Raw genomic sequence first — 13,306 nt, 5'->3', positions numbered from 1 at the left:
AGTAAATTGGAAAGCATCCATTAATTCATCGATTAGGACTAAACCAGAATCACTTGATAAACGACCACCATCATGAGAAACGATTAAATTATTGTTGAATTTTACGGCATTTTCTTGTAAAGTAACCACTGAGAGAACCCCTTTCTATGGTAGTTTGTGGTGAATTAACCATATCAGAAAGGGGGTCTTTTTTCATCACCTAATGGGTGATGAAGCAGATTACTTTAAAGACTATTAAATCAATGTTAGGAAAGACTATTAGTAAAACTATGAATTATTCAGGTTAATAATCCCCTATTAAGAAGTATATATTGAGTATAACCCGCATTAGATTTCAGAAATCTATGCAGGCACAATCAATTGGCCCCGTCATAGATCGTATCAAACGACCACGACGACGCTATTAAATGAATTTTGAAAATCATTTTGATTGTTAATAATACTCAATATCATATTAATCCCTCTTCTTAGTTTTTTTGTTATTTTCATAATAATGGATGATTATGAGAATGTCAACATTAATTATTCATTTTATTCTCATTTTATGAAAAATTTATAATTTAAAAACACTAGTCATGAAGTATGCATCAAAACCTAAAGCGGATTGACTGTCATCTCTAATAACTAGTGTTTAATTATTACGTTTTAATTTGATTTAGTTTATTCTGTTGGTCTCGATTTAGATAGTTTCCATTCACTCTTGTAGATTGAATAATATTAACAAAGGCATGAATGTCCGCTTCTCCTATTGCCATCTCTAAATCATAAAGTTCATATCGGTTAATAACAATCATCAGCGTATTGCGCGTCTTTTTCGAGTAGCCTCCACGTCCATCAAGAATCGTAATTCCACGATGGATACGACCATAAATTGACTTGACTACTTCATCTTCTTTATCGGTAACGATAAAGGCAGTTAAGCGTTGTTCGTTTGTATGAATTGAATTTACTACCCTAGAAGTTACATACATTGAAATTAATGTATATAAAGCAAATTCCCAAGAGTATAAAATTCCTGCACCAACGATAACAACCGAATTAATAAGTAGTGATAAAGACCCTACGTTTATTTGTACTAATCGGCTCATCACAAGAGCAATAATATCAATTCCTCCTGCTGACATACCAAATTTGATCGTTAATCCTCCGCCTAACCCATTAAGAGCTCCAGCAACGATTCCGTTAAGTAGCGGGTTTGCAGATACCTGTTGGACAGGAATGATTAAAGTAAAACCCGTCATAATAGCTACAACGATTACCGTTAAAATGGTAAAACGACGTCCCAACTTCATATAACTTAATATCAATAATGGAATATTAAGTAAGAAGTTTAATGTACCTGTCTGAATAATGTTTCCAAAGGGTGTGAATTGCTTTAGTGAATAGGTAATCAACTGAGAAATACCAGTAACTCCCCCACTATAAATGTCCCCAGGAATTAGAAACATATTCAGTGATACCGCAAAACATAAAGCCGAAAATAAAATAATAAAAAATTGGCTTAAAATATTAAGCGCAGGATATTGTGATAGAACTTTTTTTATCATTTGTGGTCACCTTACATTGCTTTACCTGATTCACCTAGCACATTTACTAAATCTGTTTGTAAGCCTTTAGCAATTCCCGAACCCATAACCAATGTTTGATATAATGGCTCAGCATCTTCACCCGTTCTTAACAGTGTTTTAAGGAAAACTTCTCCATCACCAGCTAGGTAAAGACTATAGTAACCTGTTTTCATCTCGTTTAATGAGTTAAGTAATTCATAAGCCTCTGCTTCTTTACTACGATCCGTTAGTAAGTGAACATGACGGTAGATGATTTGAGCATCAGAGTATTTATCTTTTGATGCTTGGATGATGACCTCTACAACGAGTGCACGTTCTGTAGTAAGACGAAAATTAAAGCGATATAATATATGTCCGTTTTCGATTTCTTTCTTGTTAAACGGAATATTCATTTCATTAAGTTTGTTTTCAAAATTAGTGTGAATGACAGACATGATTTCCCCTCCATAAATTCATTAATCAACAACAAGTTAAGTATATCATTTATTAGTTAAGGAACAAACCCTACACTTTTTAAACTTGACCTAATATCACTTGAATTACGAAAGAAACAATTACGACTAACAGTGAAATAATAAAACCATGTACCATAGGTAAAATTCCACTTTGAGTGACAGATTTAAAGTTTGTTCGTAAACCAATCGCTCCTAAACTCATGACCATAAAGAATTTACTTACCGATGATAAAGAGGACCCAAACTCAGCTGATATGACGCCAACAGAACGTAATATGACCATAATTAAAAAGAAGAGAATAAACCAAGGAATCACTCTCGTTAATTTAAATGTTGCGTCTGAACTTTCATCATCTTGACGGGCCTTTTGTTCAATCCGTTGATTAATAATCGAGTAAATAAATACAATTGGAACGATGGCTAATGTTCTAGTTAATTTAACAATCACAGCATAATTTCCTGCCGCTTCTGAGAAGGCATAGCTTGCAGCAACAACCGACGAAGTATCGTTAATTGCAGTCCCTGCCCATAATCCAAAGCCTAAATCAGTCATGCCGAAAAATTGTCCCGCAATTGGGAATAAAATAACCATTAAAATATCAAAAATAAATGTCGTTGATAAGGCATAAGCTATATCTTCATCTTTGGCTTTAATAATAGGTGAAACTGCAGCAATGGCACTGCCACCACACACACCTGTTCCTACGGAAATTAAGTTAGATAATTTCCAGTCCATATTAAACCACTTTCCTATCAAGTTACCAAATATAAAAGCGGTAGCTAAAGTAAATACCATCACTATTAGAGAGAACTTCCCAACCTCTACAACTTGAGTCAAGCTTAAAGACGCTCCCATTAGAACGATGGAGACTTTGAGCAATCGTTTCGCAACTAAATCTATTCCTGTAAAGGATGGTAACAACTTCTTTACAAGCGGATGCAGAACCATCCCGATTAACATCGCCATTACACTGGCTCCAATATACCCATTTGGCAAGACATTGGTAATCATTATTGAAACAACTGCTAATATCAAAGTCACTACAATTCCATATAGAGCATTTATAACTGTTGAATTCTTACGCATAATTATCTCCTATCTACTATATATAAAAAGAAGCCATAGAAATTAATAGCATTTCTATAGCTCTTTATTAAATTACATCCGACGTTAGAAATTTATTCTCGAAGTGGTCAATTGACTGACGTGCTTCGTCGGTTGTATTTGTCTCCATTAATTGGATGCGCAAATCATTGGCTCCTTTAAACTCGCGCACATAAATCTTAAAGTAGCGACGTAAAGGTCTGAAATGACGTTGCCCATCTTCATTATATTGATCAAATAAGTCTAGATGGAATCTTAATAAGTCTAATAATTCTTTTGGACTGTGGTCTTTTTTCTCTACTTCAAAAGCAAACGGATTTTTAAAGACACCACGTCCAATCATAACACCATCCACACCGTATTTCTCTACTAATTCCAAACCTGTTTGGCGATCTGGAATATCACCATTAATCGTAATCAATGTGTTTGGAGCAATTTCATCACGTAGTTTCATAATGTCAGGAATTAATTCCCAATGAGCGTCTTCTTTACTCATTTCTTTCTTAGTTCTTAAGTGAATCGATAAGTTAACAATATCTTGTTTTAACAAGTGAGTTAACCAACCTCTCCACTCGTCAACTTTTAAATAACCTAAACGCGTTTTAACACTTACGGGTAAACCTCCTGCTTTTGCAGCTTGGATAAGCTCAGCAGCGACGTCTTCTCGCTTGATTAAGCCACTACCACGCCCATGTTTTACCACATTAGGTGCTGGGCAACCCATATTAATATCAAGGCCGCTAAAGCCCATTTCTGCCATACCAATACTCATTTGTTCAAAGTACTCTGGACGATCTCCCCAAATATGAGCAACAATTGGCTCTTCATCTTCAGTAAAAGTTAAACGGCCACGAACACTTTCAATCCCATCAGGATGACAGTAACTTTCAGAGTTTGTAAATTCCGTAAAATATACATCAGGTTCTGCGGCTTTTTGAACGACATGGCGAAAAACAACATCCGTCACGTCTTCCATAGGTGCTAGGATAAAAAATGGTTTAGGTAAATCATGCCAAAAATTAGAAGTCATACTATTATCAATTCCTTTCTTAAGTCATTTCTTTCTTCATTGTGTCAGTTATATAAAATTCAAATAAAAAAGCTAAGAATAGCATCAAAGCCATTCTTAGCCAGTTTATTTCAAATAGCTTGATTAGTTCATTTACTAAAATACATGAAAATTATTAAGATTGATGAATTGGCAAAACATAGCATAACGTAAGATGTACTAAAAGTCTAGATTAAATGCTTGATAATCAGAACTAAATTAAGTTTTTTATAAATATATTTGATATAATAATAATGATTAATTATATAAAATGGTAGTTGATAGGATGGATGACAATTTCGATTCAATCGTCAAAGAAAAAATTAGACCCTATAATATTCTTAACAATGTCTTTTTTATTTTAGTCATTATAGGCGACTTTATATTAGCCGATAACATTTCTACCAGTTATAGTTATGATACAACTGGATATTTTCCAGTCGAAACCACTACCACTGATAACTTCACTCTTTTCTCTGTTTTTATTAATATTGTTGGCTCTTACTCACTGCTATTTGTGTTTATACGTGTGACAATCTTGTCATATGACGAAAAAATACGTGCAAATCTATATGATCAACAGATCTATTCAAAGTTATTTGAAATATCTTTGAAAGAATAAGTAAGGAGATGATTTTTTTGAAAAAAATATTATTATTTGCTGCCACCCTTTCATTATCATTCGTCGCTCCTATTAAAGCTCAAGATAAAGAATTTTATGATCAAAGTACTTATTAAACAGTTCTCGAACCTGGTATGTATAAAGTTGGCTCTACATTAGATGCAGGAATATATCGGATTATATCCGATGCTGAATATGGCATGTATGTGATTTCGTCAGATGCGAATCAAGAAGATATTATTGATTTTTCTGCTATTACGACTCATTCTTACTTTGAAGTTGTTGACGATCAATATTTAAAACTTGATGGAACATTTGCCGTGCTATGGATGAAGTTGATCCTATATTCATTGAAGACAACACTATCGGACCTGGAACTTATTTCGTTGGTTATGATATACCTGCGGGAGAATACGAAGTCATCCAAGATGAAGAAACTGCAATGTATGTAATCTATGATTCTTTAGATAAATCAGAGATTGCCTCGATGTCAGCTATTACAAATAATGCCTTTGTTGAAGTTGAGGATGGCCAGTACCTTCAATTATATGGAGCAATCATTACAGATGATGCATTAGTAAATGAAAGAAGGCCTGATGAATCAATAAACTCTAACTCAAATTAAAGCAATTTAAAAAGAGCCTTCGAGGGCTCTTTTCTTTTTAATATTTTGCCTCTACCTCTTAAATTCAATTTTAATGAGATACAAAACAAAAAATGAACAAATAAAAAAGCTAAGAACAGCTTATTAAAGCCATTCTTAGCAGAAATGTTATCTAACGCGCTCTTGAATACGAGCTGCTTTACCAGATAATTTACGGATGTAGTATAATTTAGCACGACGTACTTTACCTTGACGTAGTACTTCGATTTTTTGTACGCGAGGTGTATGTACAGGGAATGTACGTTCAACACCAACACCGTTAGAAATCTTACGAACTGTGTAAGTTTCAGAGATGCCTTGTCCACGACGTTTAATAACTAATCCTTCAAAAAGTTGAACACGTTCACGTTCTCCCTCAACGATTAACGCATGAACACGTACTGTATCTCCAGGACGGAAATCAGGAATGTCGTTACGTAATTGAGCTGAAGTAATTTTTGCAATAATTGGATTAATACTCATTTTATCTTTCTCCTTCCAACAAATAATCTTAAATAGTCATTCTACTTAGCGGATTATAGTTAATTCGGGGCCCAATGGCCACTTGTAATATTATACCTAAAATAAGAAACTTGTAAAGGGTTTTTTACTTTTTTTATTTATCCGACACGATTATAGAAACGACGTTCAATCCAACCAAGAATGACGTCCGTTAATATAGCCATTAATGCCGTTGGTATCGCTCCAGCAAGTATGATGGCTCCACCGTCTGTTGCATTAGTACCGCGAATAATGATATCACCTAAACCACCGGCACCAATGAAAGCACCAATCGCAGTAATACCAATCCCTACTACAAGAGCGTTGCGAATACCGGCCATAATCACAGACATTGATAACGGTAATTCAACATCTTTAAGTCGTTGCCAACTTGTCATACCAATCCCCTTCGCTGCATCCAGAACATCTGCATCCAGAGTAATCATACCTGTATAAGTATTCTTGATAATTGGCAGTAGCGAATAAAGGAAGATCGTCACGATAACCGTGTTTACTCCTAAACCAACCGCTAACATTATAATCGACATCATTGCTAGTGACGGAATGGTTTGTAATACATTCGCCACACCTAGGACCCACGTACTCATCTTTCTATTGTTGGCAATCCAAATTCCAATCGGAATACCAACAATTGAAGCGAATAATACTCCATAGATAGAGATTAAGAAATGACGCCAAAATTGTTCCAGTACATATGATCCGTTCATCGAGAAATAGTAGATAAACTGTTCAAATAAATTCATACTATCCATTATGGCTGCTCCTCTCTAAAGTAATTATTCTCTTCTAAAAACTGTTGTGCAACAACTGATGGCTCAAGAAGATTATCATCTGCTTCAAAGTTTAATTGTTGCATTAACTCTGTATCGATTTGTCCAACTAATCTTTCGAATAGAGCATCAAGTTCTGGATTGCTCTCTAGGATTTCATCTGTAGCTCTAACTGACCCTTCATAAGGAGGGAAAAATCCTAGGTCATCCTCTAAGACAACAAGGTTATTACTCAAGATACGCCCATCCGTTGAATAGCCTAAAACAACATCCATATCTCCAGATGCAACTGCATCATAAACTAGTCCAATTTGCATTGGATAAGTTTCACCAAATGAAAACTCATATGCCTCTTGGAAAGCCGGATAACCGTCACCCTCGCGTATCAGCCAAGTTTGGTCGAAGCCTGCTCTCAAGTCACCAGCTATGTCTTTCAAATCACTGACTTTTTCTAAATTTTTCTCTTGAGCAAACTCTTCAGTTACCATAAAAGCATATGTATTCTCAAATCCCATCGTGTCATAGTACTTTTGGTCGAATTCATTTGCAAATCGTTCTTGTAGGTACTCCATCGTTTCATCTGCATCATAAGAAGCACTCTCTCCAAATATAGCAACGATATCTGTACCTGTATATGCCGGTACAAGCACATCAGCATCACCATTTAATAGCGCATGATGACCTACAACTGCTGTACCTAAGTTACTAATTAGCTCAACATTATAATCTGTCTCTTCTTCAATTAATTGTTGAACCATCGAAGATAATATTTGGCTTTCAGTTGTACCTAATCCTGCAATTTTTATCGTTTCGGTACCGAATCCACCACCAAGGCCTGGTAATGCACATCCAGCAAGAAGGAATATTGAAGCGATTAATGTTATTATTTTATTTGTTTTATTCTTAATCATGTTCATCCTCCTATTTCGCTGCAGTGACATCAGGCGTAAAGTATATCTCTACTTTACCTAATAGATAATCTGCTAAAAGTGCCATAATTGTCACAGGGATTGTTCCGGCAAAGATTAAATCTGATTGATACAGAGAAATACCACTTAAGATAAAGTCCCCTAAACCACCTGCACCAATATAAGATGCTAAAGATGTCCAAGCAATAACATATACGGCTGATAAGCGAATACCAGCCATTATCACAGGCATTGCTAAGGGTAACTCAACCTTCATAATTGATTGAAAAGCAGTCATTCCCATTCCTTTAGCCGCATCTTTTGCAGTGGGGCTCACATCGTTCATTCCGATATACGTATTACGTAATATAGGTAGTAAAGAATAGATAAACAATGCGATAATCGCTGGAAAACGCCCAATCCCAATTAGTGGAATCATTAACGCTAGCAAGGCTAGTGTTGGTACCGTTTGGAAGATACTTGCAATCCCAATAACAAAGTCAGCTGCTTTAGGTGTTCGAGTTAATACAACTCCTAGTGGTACAGCAACTATAATTCCCAATAACAAGGAAATAAATGATATAGATAAATGTTCAAAAATTAGAGTAACTAATTGACTCCCATTTTCTTGAAGAAATGTCATCATAGAACATACCCACCATCTTTTTCACTGGCAGCTGGTGGTATAACAATGCCATCTCCTTCGATGTCATCCACATGTTCTACTGAATTCTCAGGTGAAACATCTTCTAATGTTTCATATTCTCCCCAAATCGCATCATAGATGATGTTTACGAATGTAGCACGTGTTACTATCCCTTTTAGATGACCTTCGTCATTCACAATTGGAACATAAGAGTACCCACGTTTTAAGATTAAATCAACCGATTCACGTACTAAAGCATCTTCTCTGAGTGAGAACATATCTGAGCTCATAATATCCGATAAGTTAATTGCTGTATTAAAATGTCTTTGGATCATATGGATATCAACAAAACCTTTTAATACATTATTCTCATCCGTAATTAGAAGCGTATCCACAGATTGCTCTTTCATTAATTCTAAAGCATCCGTAAGTGATTTGTCTTCAATCATCGCCACATGGCGTTTACTCATAATCTCGCCAACTTTAGTTGTATCTTGTTGAGCTTGAATTAAACGGTCTTGCCCAATAAATTGAGCCACAAACTCATTCGCCGGATTACTTAAAATCTCATCCGGAGTCCCAACCTGTACGATTTTCCCTTTACTCATAATGACAATACGTGTCGCTAACTTCAGCGCTTCATCCATATCATGCGTTACAAAGACAAAGGTCTTCCCTAATTCTTCTTGTAATTCTTTAACCATTACTTGCAGTGTATCCCTAGTTAATGGATCAAGCGCACCAAACGGCTCATCCATTAAAATGATATCTTGTTCTGCAGCTAATGCTCTGACGACTCCGATACGTTGTTGTTGACCCCCAGATAGTTCTGAAGGATATCTATCAAGAAACTCCTCTGGTAATTCAGCTAGTTTAATCATGCGTTTGGCTGTGTCATCAAGTTTGACTTGATCCCATTTTAATAATTTTGGTACCATTAAAAGGTTTTCTTTAACTGTCATATGTGGCATTAGACCAATGTTTTGAATAACATACCCAATTTGTCTTCTTAATTTAACTGGGTTCATATCCATAATATTTTTTCCATCGATTAAAATTTCACCATCTGAAGGTTCAATCATACGGTTAATCATTCGCATCGAAGTTGTTTTACCCGATCCTGATGTACCTATGAAACAAATAAACTCTCCATCTTCAATCTTTAAGTTAAAATCATCCACAGCTAATACGTCACTAGCGTAACGTTTTGAAACGTTTTTGAATTCAATCACAATTCTATTCTCCTCCTTGTTTTTCCGCAGTTTTCACAATACCATTATTATAAAAAAATCTCAAGAAATACAGTTTAAATTCGATTGATTTGTCGCGTTTGTCGATGATTCTCATTACATATTAAGTTTATTTTTTTTAGTAAATTTAAACCTATTGACGTTCAAATTCTTTAACCCATTCACGTTCTTGGTCAGTTAATTCAGCTTTCTCTAATAAATCAGGCCGATTATTATAGGTTCTTCTAATTGCTTCCTTTTGTTGCCATAATTCTATATTACTATGATGCCCGCTAAGCAACACATCAGGGACGCTTTTCCCTCTATATTCTCGTGGCCTTGTGTATTGAGGATGTTCTAGTAGTTTTCTTTGATGGGACTCTTCTACAATTGAATGGGCATTTCCAACTACTTCTGGAATGAGACGAACCGTTGAATCTATCATGACCATGGTTGGAAGTTCTCCATTTGTTAAGACATAATCTCCGATGGATACTTCATCTGTAATGTAATCTCGAACTCGGTGATCAAAGCCTTCATAATGGCCACAAATAAATACTAAATGTTCTTCTTGTGACCACTCTTGTGCCAAATCTTGGGTAAAAGGTTTTCCAGCTGGATCCATTAAAATAACACGTGACTTGTCAGTCATCTCCAGTTCCTCTAATGTATCTACAATTGGCTCTACTCTTAATAACATACCTGCTCCACCACCATAAGGATAATCGTCTACATGACCATGCTTATTGACCGGGTTGCGACGGAAGTCGTGTGTCTCAAATGATAAGACACCTTCCTGTTGTGCTTGTTTCATTATCGAGTGTTCCATTGGAGCAAACATCTCAGGAAATAAAGTTAATACATCAATTCTCATCGTCAATTAACCCTTCCATCAATTCAATTACAACGTACCCTTCATCAACATTGACCTCTTTCACAACGTCTCCAATATAAGGAATCAAAGCATCTGGTAATTTGGATTTGTTACGTTTGATTACCCATACGTCATTCGAACCTAAACTTAAGATGTCTTTTATCACACCTAGTTCTTCTTTTTCAATCGTTATTACTTTTAAACCAATAATTTCATGAAAATAAAACTCATGTTCATCCAACTCTTGTTGTTGGTCTTGATTAATGGCTAACCACATCGTTTTAAACTTTTCGACATCATTTATATTATTGAATTCTTCGAAACTTACAATATATGTTCCTTTACTTAACTTAGCATTTTTGACTGTTACTTTTTGAACGGGACGATCATTATCTAATATCGTTAAAACCTCGCCAGCAGCAAATCGTTCTTCGGGAAAATCAGTATCTGCTATAACTTTAATTTCTCCTCGAATGCCAAATGTATTTACAATTCTTCCTATACGAAAATATTCCATAGTTTATTTCCTTTCACACTACATTATATAACTTTGCTCTTAAAGCTACATTACTACTTTTATTATATATAAATTTTCACCAAACAAAAAGTGCTAAGTAGAAACAAATTAATTTGTCTCTACTTAGCACTTAAAATCTTATTCGCTATCACCGTCAGCAATGACAATGCGCGCTCTTTTAGAACCGCGTTGACGAATGCTATAAATGATTGTACGTATTGCTCTCACAACACGCCCTTTTCTGCCAATGACACGTCCGATATCATCCGGATGTAAATTAAGATGATACTCTATAAAATCTTCTGTTTCAACAATATCGACAGAAAACTCTTTAGGATTGTCAATAAGTGGTTCAACAATTGTTTTTATCAAAGCTTCAATATCTGGCATTTTTATCATCCTTTATTGTGATACTAAACTTATCAAACATGCCTTATTTCGCTTGTTTTGACTCGTGGAATTTTTGCATGATTCCTTGAGTAGATAATAAGTTGCGAACAGTGTCAGATGGTTGAGCACCATCACTTAACCATTTTAACGCTAACTCTTCGTTGATTTCTAATTGTTTTGGTTCTTGAACTGGATTATAAGTTCCAATTTGTTCAATAATACGTCCATCACGTGGAGCACGTGCGTCCGCTACTACAATACGGTAGAATGGGCTTCTTTTAGAACCCATACGTTTCATACGAATTTTAACTGCCATGTAAGTCACCTCCATTAATTAATCTCACAGTTAAGTATATTATCAGATAACATCCCTCCTGTAAAGTGTTTTTCCTTTACAGGGTGAAGTTTTTTGAAATATTTTATATAAATGCTTCTATAATACGGTTTAACATTTCAAAAAATAGAAAAAGTTCACTATTTCCAAGTGAACTTTAGCTTTATTTAGAGATTAACGGCGTTTTTTCTTCATTTTTTTCAAGCGACGTTGCAATTCTTTTTCTTTTTGTTGTTTTTCTTTTTGTTCTGGTGACATAAAGTCTGAATCATTCATTTGTGGCATTCCTGGTATATTTGGCATACCTCCACCACCATTTTGCTTCATCTGATTCATCATTTTCTTCATGTTACCCATCTTACCATTCGAAGCTGAACTCATAATTTGACGTGTTTGGTTGAATTGCTTAATTAATTGGTTAACGGCTTGAAGATCTTGTCCAGCACCTGCAGCGATTCTTTTACGACGACTTTGTGAGATGATATCTGGGTTTGTACGCTCTTGAGGTGTCATTGACATCACAATTGCTTTGACACGTGCCATATCTTTCTCAGATACATCAAACTCGTCCATACCTGGCAATTTATTCAAACCAGGAATCATCTTGATAATATCTTTGATCGACCCCATTTTATTTACTTGATCCATTTGAGCAATGAAATCATTAAAGTCAAAGGATGCGTCTTTGATTTTGTCAGCCATTTTCTGAGCTTCGTCTTCATCAAAATCTTGTTGCGCTTTCTCAATCAGCGTCATCATATCCCCCATACCTAGGATACGACTCGACATACGGTCTGGATAGAATGGTTCTAAGGCGTCTAATTTCTCACCTTGACCTGTAAATTTAATTGGTTTATCGGTAATTGAACGAATCGATAGTGCCGCTCCACCACGAGTATCACCATCGAGTTTTGTAATGACAACCCCTGTTATATCAAGTGACTCATTGAAAGATTGCGCAACGTTTACCGCATCTTGTCCGGTCATAGCATCAACAGTTAGTAAAATCTCTTGCGGATTTGCGACTGCTTTAATATTACGTAATTCAGCCATTAATTCTTCGTTGACGTGTAAACGACCCGCCGTATCAATGATAACGACTTCGTTCCCTTGTAGTCTTGCTTGGTTTAATGCTGCTTCAGCAATTCTTACTGGATCCGCATCTGTTCCTTCACTATAAACACCAAAACCTAATTGTTGACCAATGGTTTGTAATTGTTCAATCGCTGCTGGACGGTAAACGTCGGCAGCAACTAATAATGGGCGCTTTTTATTTTCTTTTTCAGAAATATATTTAGCTAATTTACCTACCGTTGTCGTCTTACCAGCACCTTGTAAACCAGCCATCATAATAACTGTTGGTGGTTGCGCTGAGAAGTTTAATGGAACGAGTTCCCCACCCATTAAGGCTGTTAATTCTTCATCAACAATTTTTAAAACTTGTTGCGCTGGAGATAATGATTTTAATACATCGGAACCTAATGCTCTTTCATTCACACTCTTAACGAATGTTTTTACTACTTGAAAGTTAACATCGGCCTCAAGTAAAGCAAGTCTTATCTCACGCATCATTTGTTTCAGGTCGGCTTCGGTGATTGTCCCTCCCGAACTAACCTGGCTAATCGCACCTTGTAGGCGCTCTGAAAGTCCTTCAAAAGCCATATTATTACCCCTC

15 protein-coding genes are annotated in these 13,306 nt (G+C 35.7%); 1 reads left to right on the top strand and 14 read right to left on the bottom strand.

Annotated features, from left to right (window positions below):
- Positions 1 to 638: 638 nt before the first annotated feature.
- The 4 genes from ACEN3Z_RS06845 to ACEN3Z_RS06830 form a co-directional block, all read right to left on the bottom strand.
- The gene (locus ACEN3Z_RS06845) at positions 639 to 1,547 is read right to left on the bottom strand and encodes a YitT family protein (RefSeq protein ID WP_407090267.1); all 909 of its coding nucleotides are present in this window, start codon (positions 1,545 to 1,547) and stop codon (positions 639 to 641) included.
- Positions 1,548 to 1,558: 11 nt separating this feature from the next.
- Positions 1,559 to 2,002: a hypothetical protein gene (locus tag ACEN3Z_RS06840; protein ID WP_407090266.1), complete on the bottom strand. Its 444-nt coding sequence runs from the start codon at positions 2,000 to 2,002 to the stop codon at positions 1,559 to 1,561.
- Positions 2,003 to 2,081: 79 nt separating this feature from the next.
- Positions 2,082 to 3,110, bottom strand: coding sequence for a YeiH family protein (locus ACEN3Z_RS06835; RefSeq protein ID WP_407090265.1), 1,029 nt, complete (start codon positions 3,108 to 3,110; stop codon positions 2,082 to 2,084).
- 67 nt (positions 3,111 to 3,177) lie between these two features.
- Entirely contained in the window at positions 3,178 to 4,158 is a 981-nt protein-coding gene (locus ACEN3Z_RS06830) for a tRNA dihydrouridine synthase (protein WP_407090264.1), read from the bottom strand.
- A gap of 965 nt (positions 4,159 to 5,123) precedes the next feature.
- Between ACEN3Z_RS06830 and ACEN3Z_RS06825 the strand changes: the two genes are divergently transcribed.
- Complete coding sequence (locus ACEN3Z_RS06825) at positions 5,124 to 5,423, top strand: hypothetical protein (RefSeq protein WP_407090263.1); 300 nt, start codon at positions 5,124 to 5,126, stop codon at positions 5,421 to 5,423.
- 147 nt (positions 5,424 to 5,570) lie between these two features.
- On the opposite strand, the gene rplS is transcribed toward ACEN3Z_RS06825, so the two are convergent.
- From rplS to ffh, 10 genes are all read right to left on the bottom strand, one after another.
- Positions 5,571 to 5,924, bottom strand: coding sequence for a 50S ribosomal protein L19 (gene rplS / locus ACEN3Z_RS06820; RefSeq protein WP_138405506.1), 354 nt, complete (start codon positions 5,922 to 5,924; stop codon positions 5,571 to 5,573).
- Positions 5,925 to 6,061: 137 nt separating this feature from the next.
- Positions 6,062 to 6,715 (bottom strand): ABC transporter permease, encoded by a 654-nt coding sequence (locus ACEN3Z_RS06815; protein WP_338489126.1) that lies wholly within the window; start codon positions 6,713 to 6,715, stop codon positions 6,062 to 6,064.
- Positions 6,715 to 7,644, bottom strand: coding sequence for an osmoprotectant ABC transporter substrate-binding protein (locus ACEN3Z_RS06810; RefSeq protein WP_407090262.1), 930 nt, complete (start codon positions 7,642 to 7,644; stop codon positions 6,715 to 6,717). The genes ACEN3Z_RS06815 and ACEN3Z_RS06810 overlap by 1 nt, the downstream gene beginning before the upstream one ends.
- A 10-nt stretch (positions 7,645 to 7,654) precedes the next feature.
- Positions 7,655 to 8,287: an ABC transporter permease gene (locus ACEN3Z_RS06805; protein WP_407090261.1), complete on the bottom strand. Its 633-nt coding sequence runs from the start codon at positions 8,285 to 8,287 to the stop codon at positions 7,655 to 7,657.
- Complete coding sequence (locus ACEN3Z_RS06800) at positions 8,284 to 9,519, bottom strand: betaine/proline/choline family ABC transporter ATP-binding protein (protein WP_407090260.1); 1,236 nt, start codon at positions 9,517 to 9,519, stop codon at positions 8,284 to 8,286. The genes ACEN3Z_RS06805 and ACEN3Z_RS06800 overlap by 4 nt, the downstream gene beginning before the upstream one ends.
- A gap of 151 nt (positions 9,520 to 9,670) precedes the next feature.
- Complete coding sequence (gene trmD, locus ACEN3Z_RS06795) at positions 9,671 to 10,390, bottom strand: tRNA (guanosine(37)-N1)-methyltransferase TrmD (RefSeq protein ID WP_407090269.1); 720 nt, start codon at positions 10,388 to 10,390, stop codon at positions 9,671 to 9,673.
- The gene (rimM, locus tag ACEN3Z_RS06790; protein WP_407090259.1) at positions 10,380 to 10,907 is read right to left on the bottom strand and encodes a ribosome maturation factor RimM; all 528 of its coding nucleotides are present in this window, start codon (positions 10,905 to 10,907) and stop codon (positions 10,380 to 10,382) included. Before rimM ends, trmD begins: the two co-directional genes overlap by 11 nt.
- A 138-nt stretch (positions 10,908 to 11,045) precedes the next feature.
- Entirely contained in the window at positions 11,046 to 11,297 is a 252-nt protein-coding gene (locus tag ACEN3Z_RS06785; RefSeq protein WP_407090258.1) for a KH domain-containing protein, read from the bottom strand.
- A 43-nt stretch (positions 11,298 to 11,340) separates the two neighbouring features.
- On the bottom strand, positions 11,341 to 11,613 hold the full coding sequence (gene rpsP / locus ACEN3Z_RS06780; RefSeq protein ID WP_407090257.1) for a 30S ribosomal protein S16: 273 nt from the start codon (positions 11,611 to 11,613) through the stop codon (positions 11,341 to 11,343).
- A gap of 192 nt (positions 11,614 to 11,805) precedes the next feature.
- Complete coding sequence (gene ffh / locus ACEN3Z_RS06775; protein ID WP_407090256.1) at positions 11,806 to 13,293, bottom strand: signal recognition particle protein; 1,488 nt, start codon at positions 13,291 to 13,293, stop codon at positions 11,806 to 11,808.
- Between the last annotated feature and the right edge of the window lie 13 nt (positions 13,294 to 13,306).

Origin of the sequence: Ruoffia sp. FAM 26254 (assembly GCF_045528545.1) — a bacterium.
Lineage (GTDB): Bacteria > Bacillota > Bacilli > Lactobacillales > Aerococcaceae > Ruoffia > Ruoffia halotolerans.
The sequence above is the reverse complement of the archived record's forward strand: the minus strand, read 5'-3'. Positions and strand labels throughout refer to the sequence as shown.

Bases quoted from the DNA above. Each gene is read 5' to 3' on its own strand.
- trmD (WP_407090269.1), bottom strand. From the start codon at position 10,390: ATGAGAATTGATGTATTAACTTTATTTCCTGAGATGTTTGCTCCAATG.
- ACEN3Z_RS06830 (WP_407090264.1), bottom strand. From the start codon at position 4,158: ATGACTTCTAATTTTTGGCATGATTTACCTAAACCATTTTTTATCCTA.
- ACEN3Z_RS06835 (WP_407090265.1), bottom strand. From the start codon at position 3,110: ATGCGTAAGAATTCAACAGTTATAAATGCTCTATATGGAATTGTAGTG.
- rimM (WP_407090259.1), bottom strand. From the start codon at position 10,907: ATGGAATATTTTCGTATAGGAAGAATTGTAAATACATTTGGCATTCGA.
- ACEN3Z_RS06810 (WP_407090262.1), bottom strand. From the start codon at position 7,644: ATGATTAAGAATAAAACAAATAAAATAATAACATTAATCGCTTCAATA.
- ACEN3Z_RS06825 (WP_407090263.1), top strand. From the start codon at position 5,124: ATGGATGAAGTTGATCCTATATTCATTGAAGACAACACTATCGGACCT.
- ACEN3Z_RS06840 (WP_407090266.1), bottom strand. From the start codon at position 2,002: ATGTCTGTCATTCACACTAATTTTGAAAACAAACTTAATGAAATGAAT.
- ACEN3Z_RS06785 (WP_407090258.1), bottom strand. From the start codon at position 11,297: ATGCCAGATATTGAAGCTTTGATAAAAACAATTGTTGAACCACTTATT.
- rpsP (WP_407090257.1), bottom strand. From the start codon at position 11,613: ATGGCAGTTAAAATTCGTATGAAACGTATGGGTTCTAAAAGAAGCCCA.
- ffh (WP_407090256.1), bottom strand. From the start codon at position 13,293: ATGGCTTTTGAAGGACTTTCAGAGCGCCTACAAGGTGCGATTAGCCAG.
- ACEN3Z_RS06805 (WP_407090261.1), bottom strand. From the start codon at position 8,287: ATGATGACATTTCTTCAAGAAAATGGGAGTCAATTAGTTACTCTAATT.
- ACEN3Z_RS06815 (WP_338489126.1), bottom strand. From the start codon at position 6,715: ATGGATAGTATGAATTTATTTGAACAGTTTATCTACTATTTCTCGATG.
- ACEN3Z_RS06845 (WP_407090267.1), bottom strand. From the start codon at position 1,547: ATGATAAAAAAAGTTCTATCACAATATCCTGCGCTTAATATTTTAAGC.
- rplS (WP_138405506.1), bottom strand. From the start codon at position 5,924: ATGAGTATTAATCCAATTATTGCAAAAATTACTTCAGCTCAATTACGT.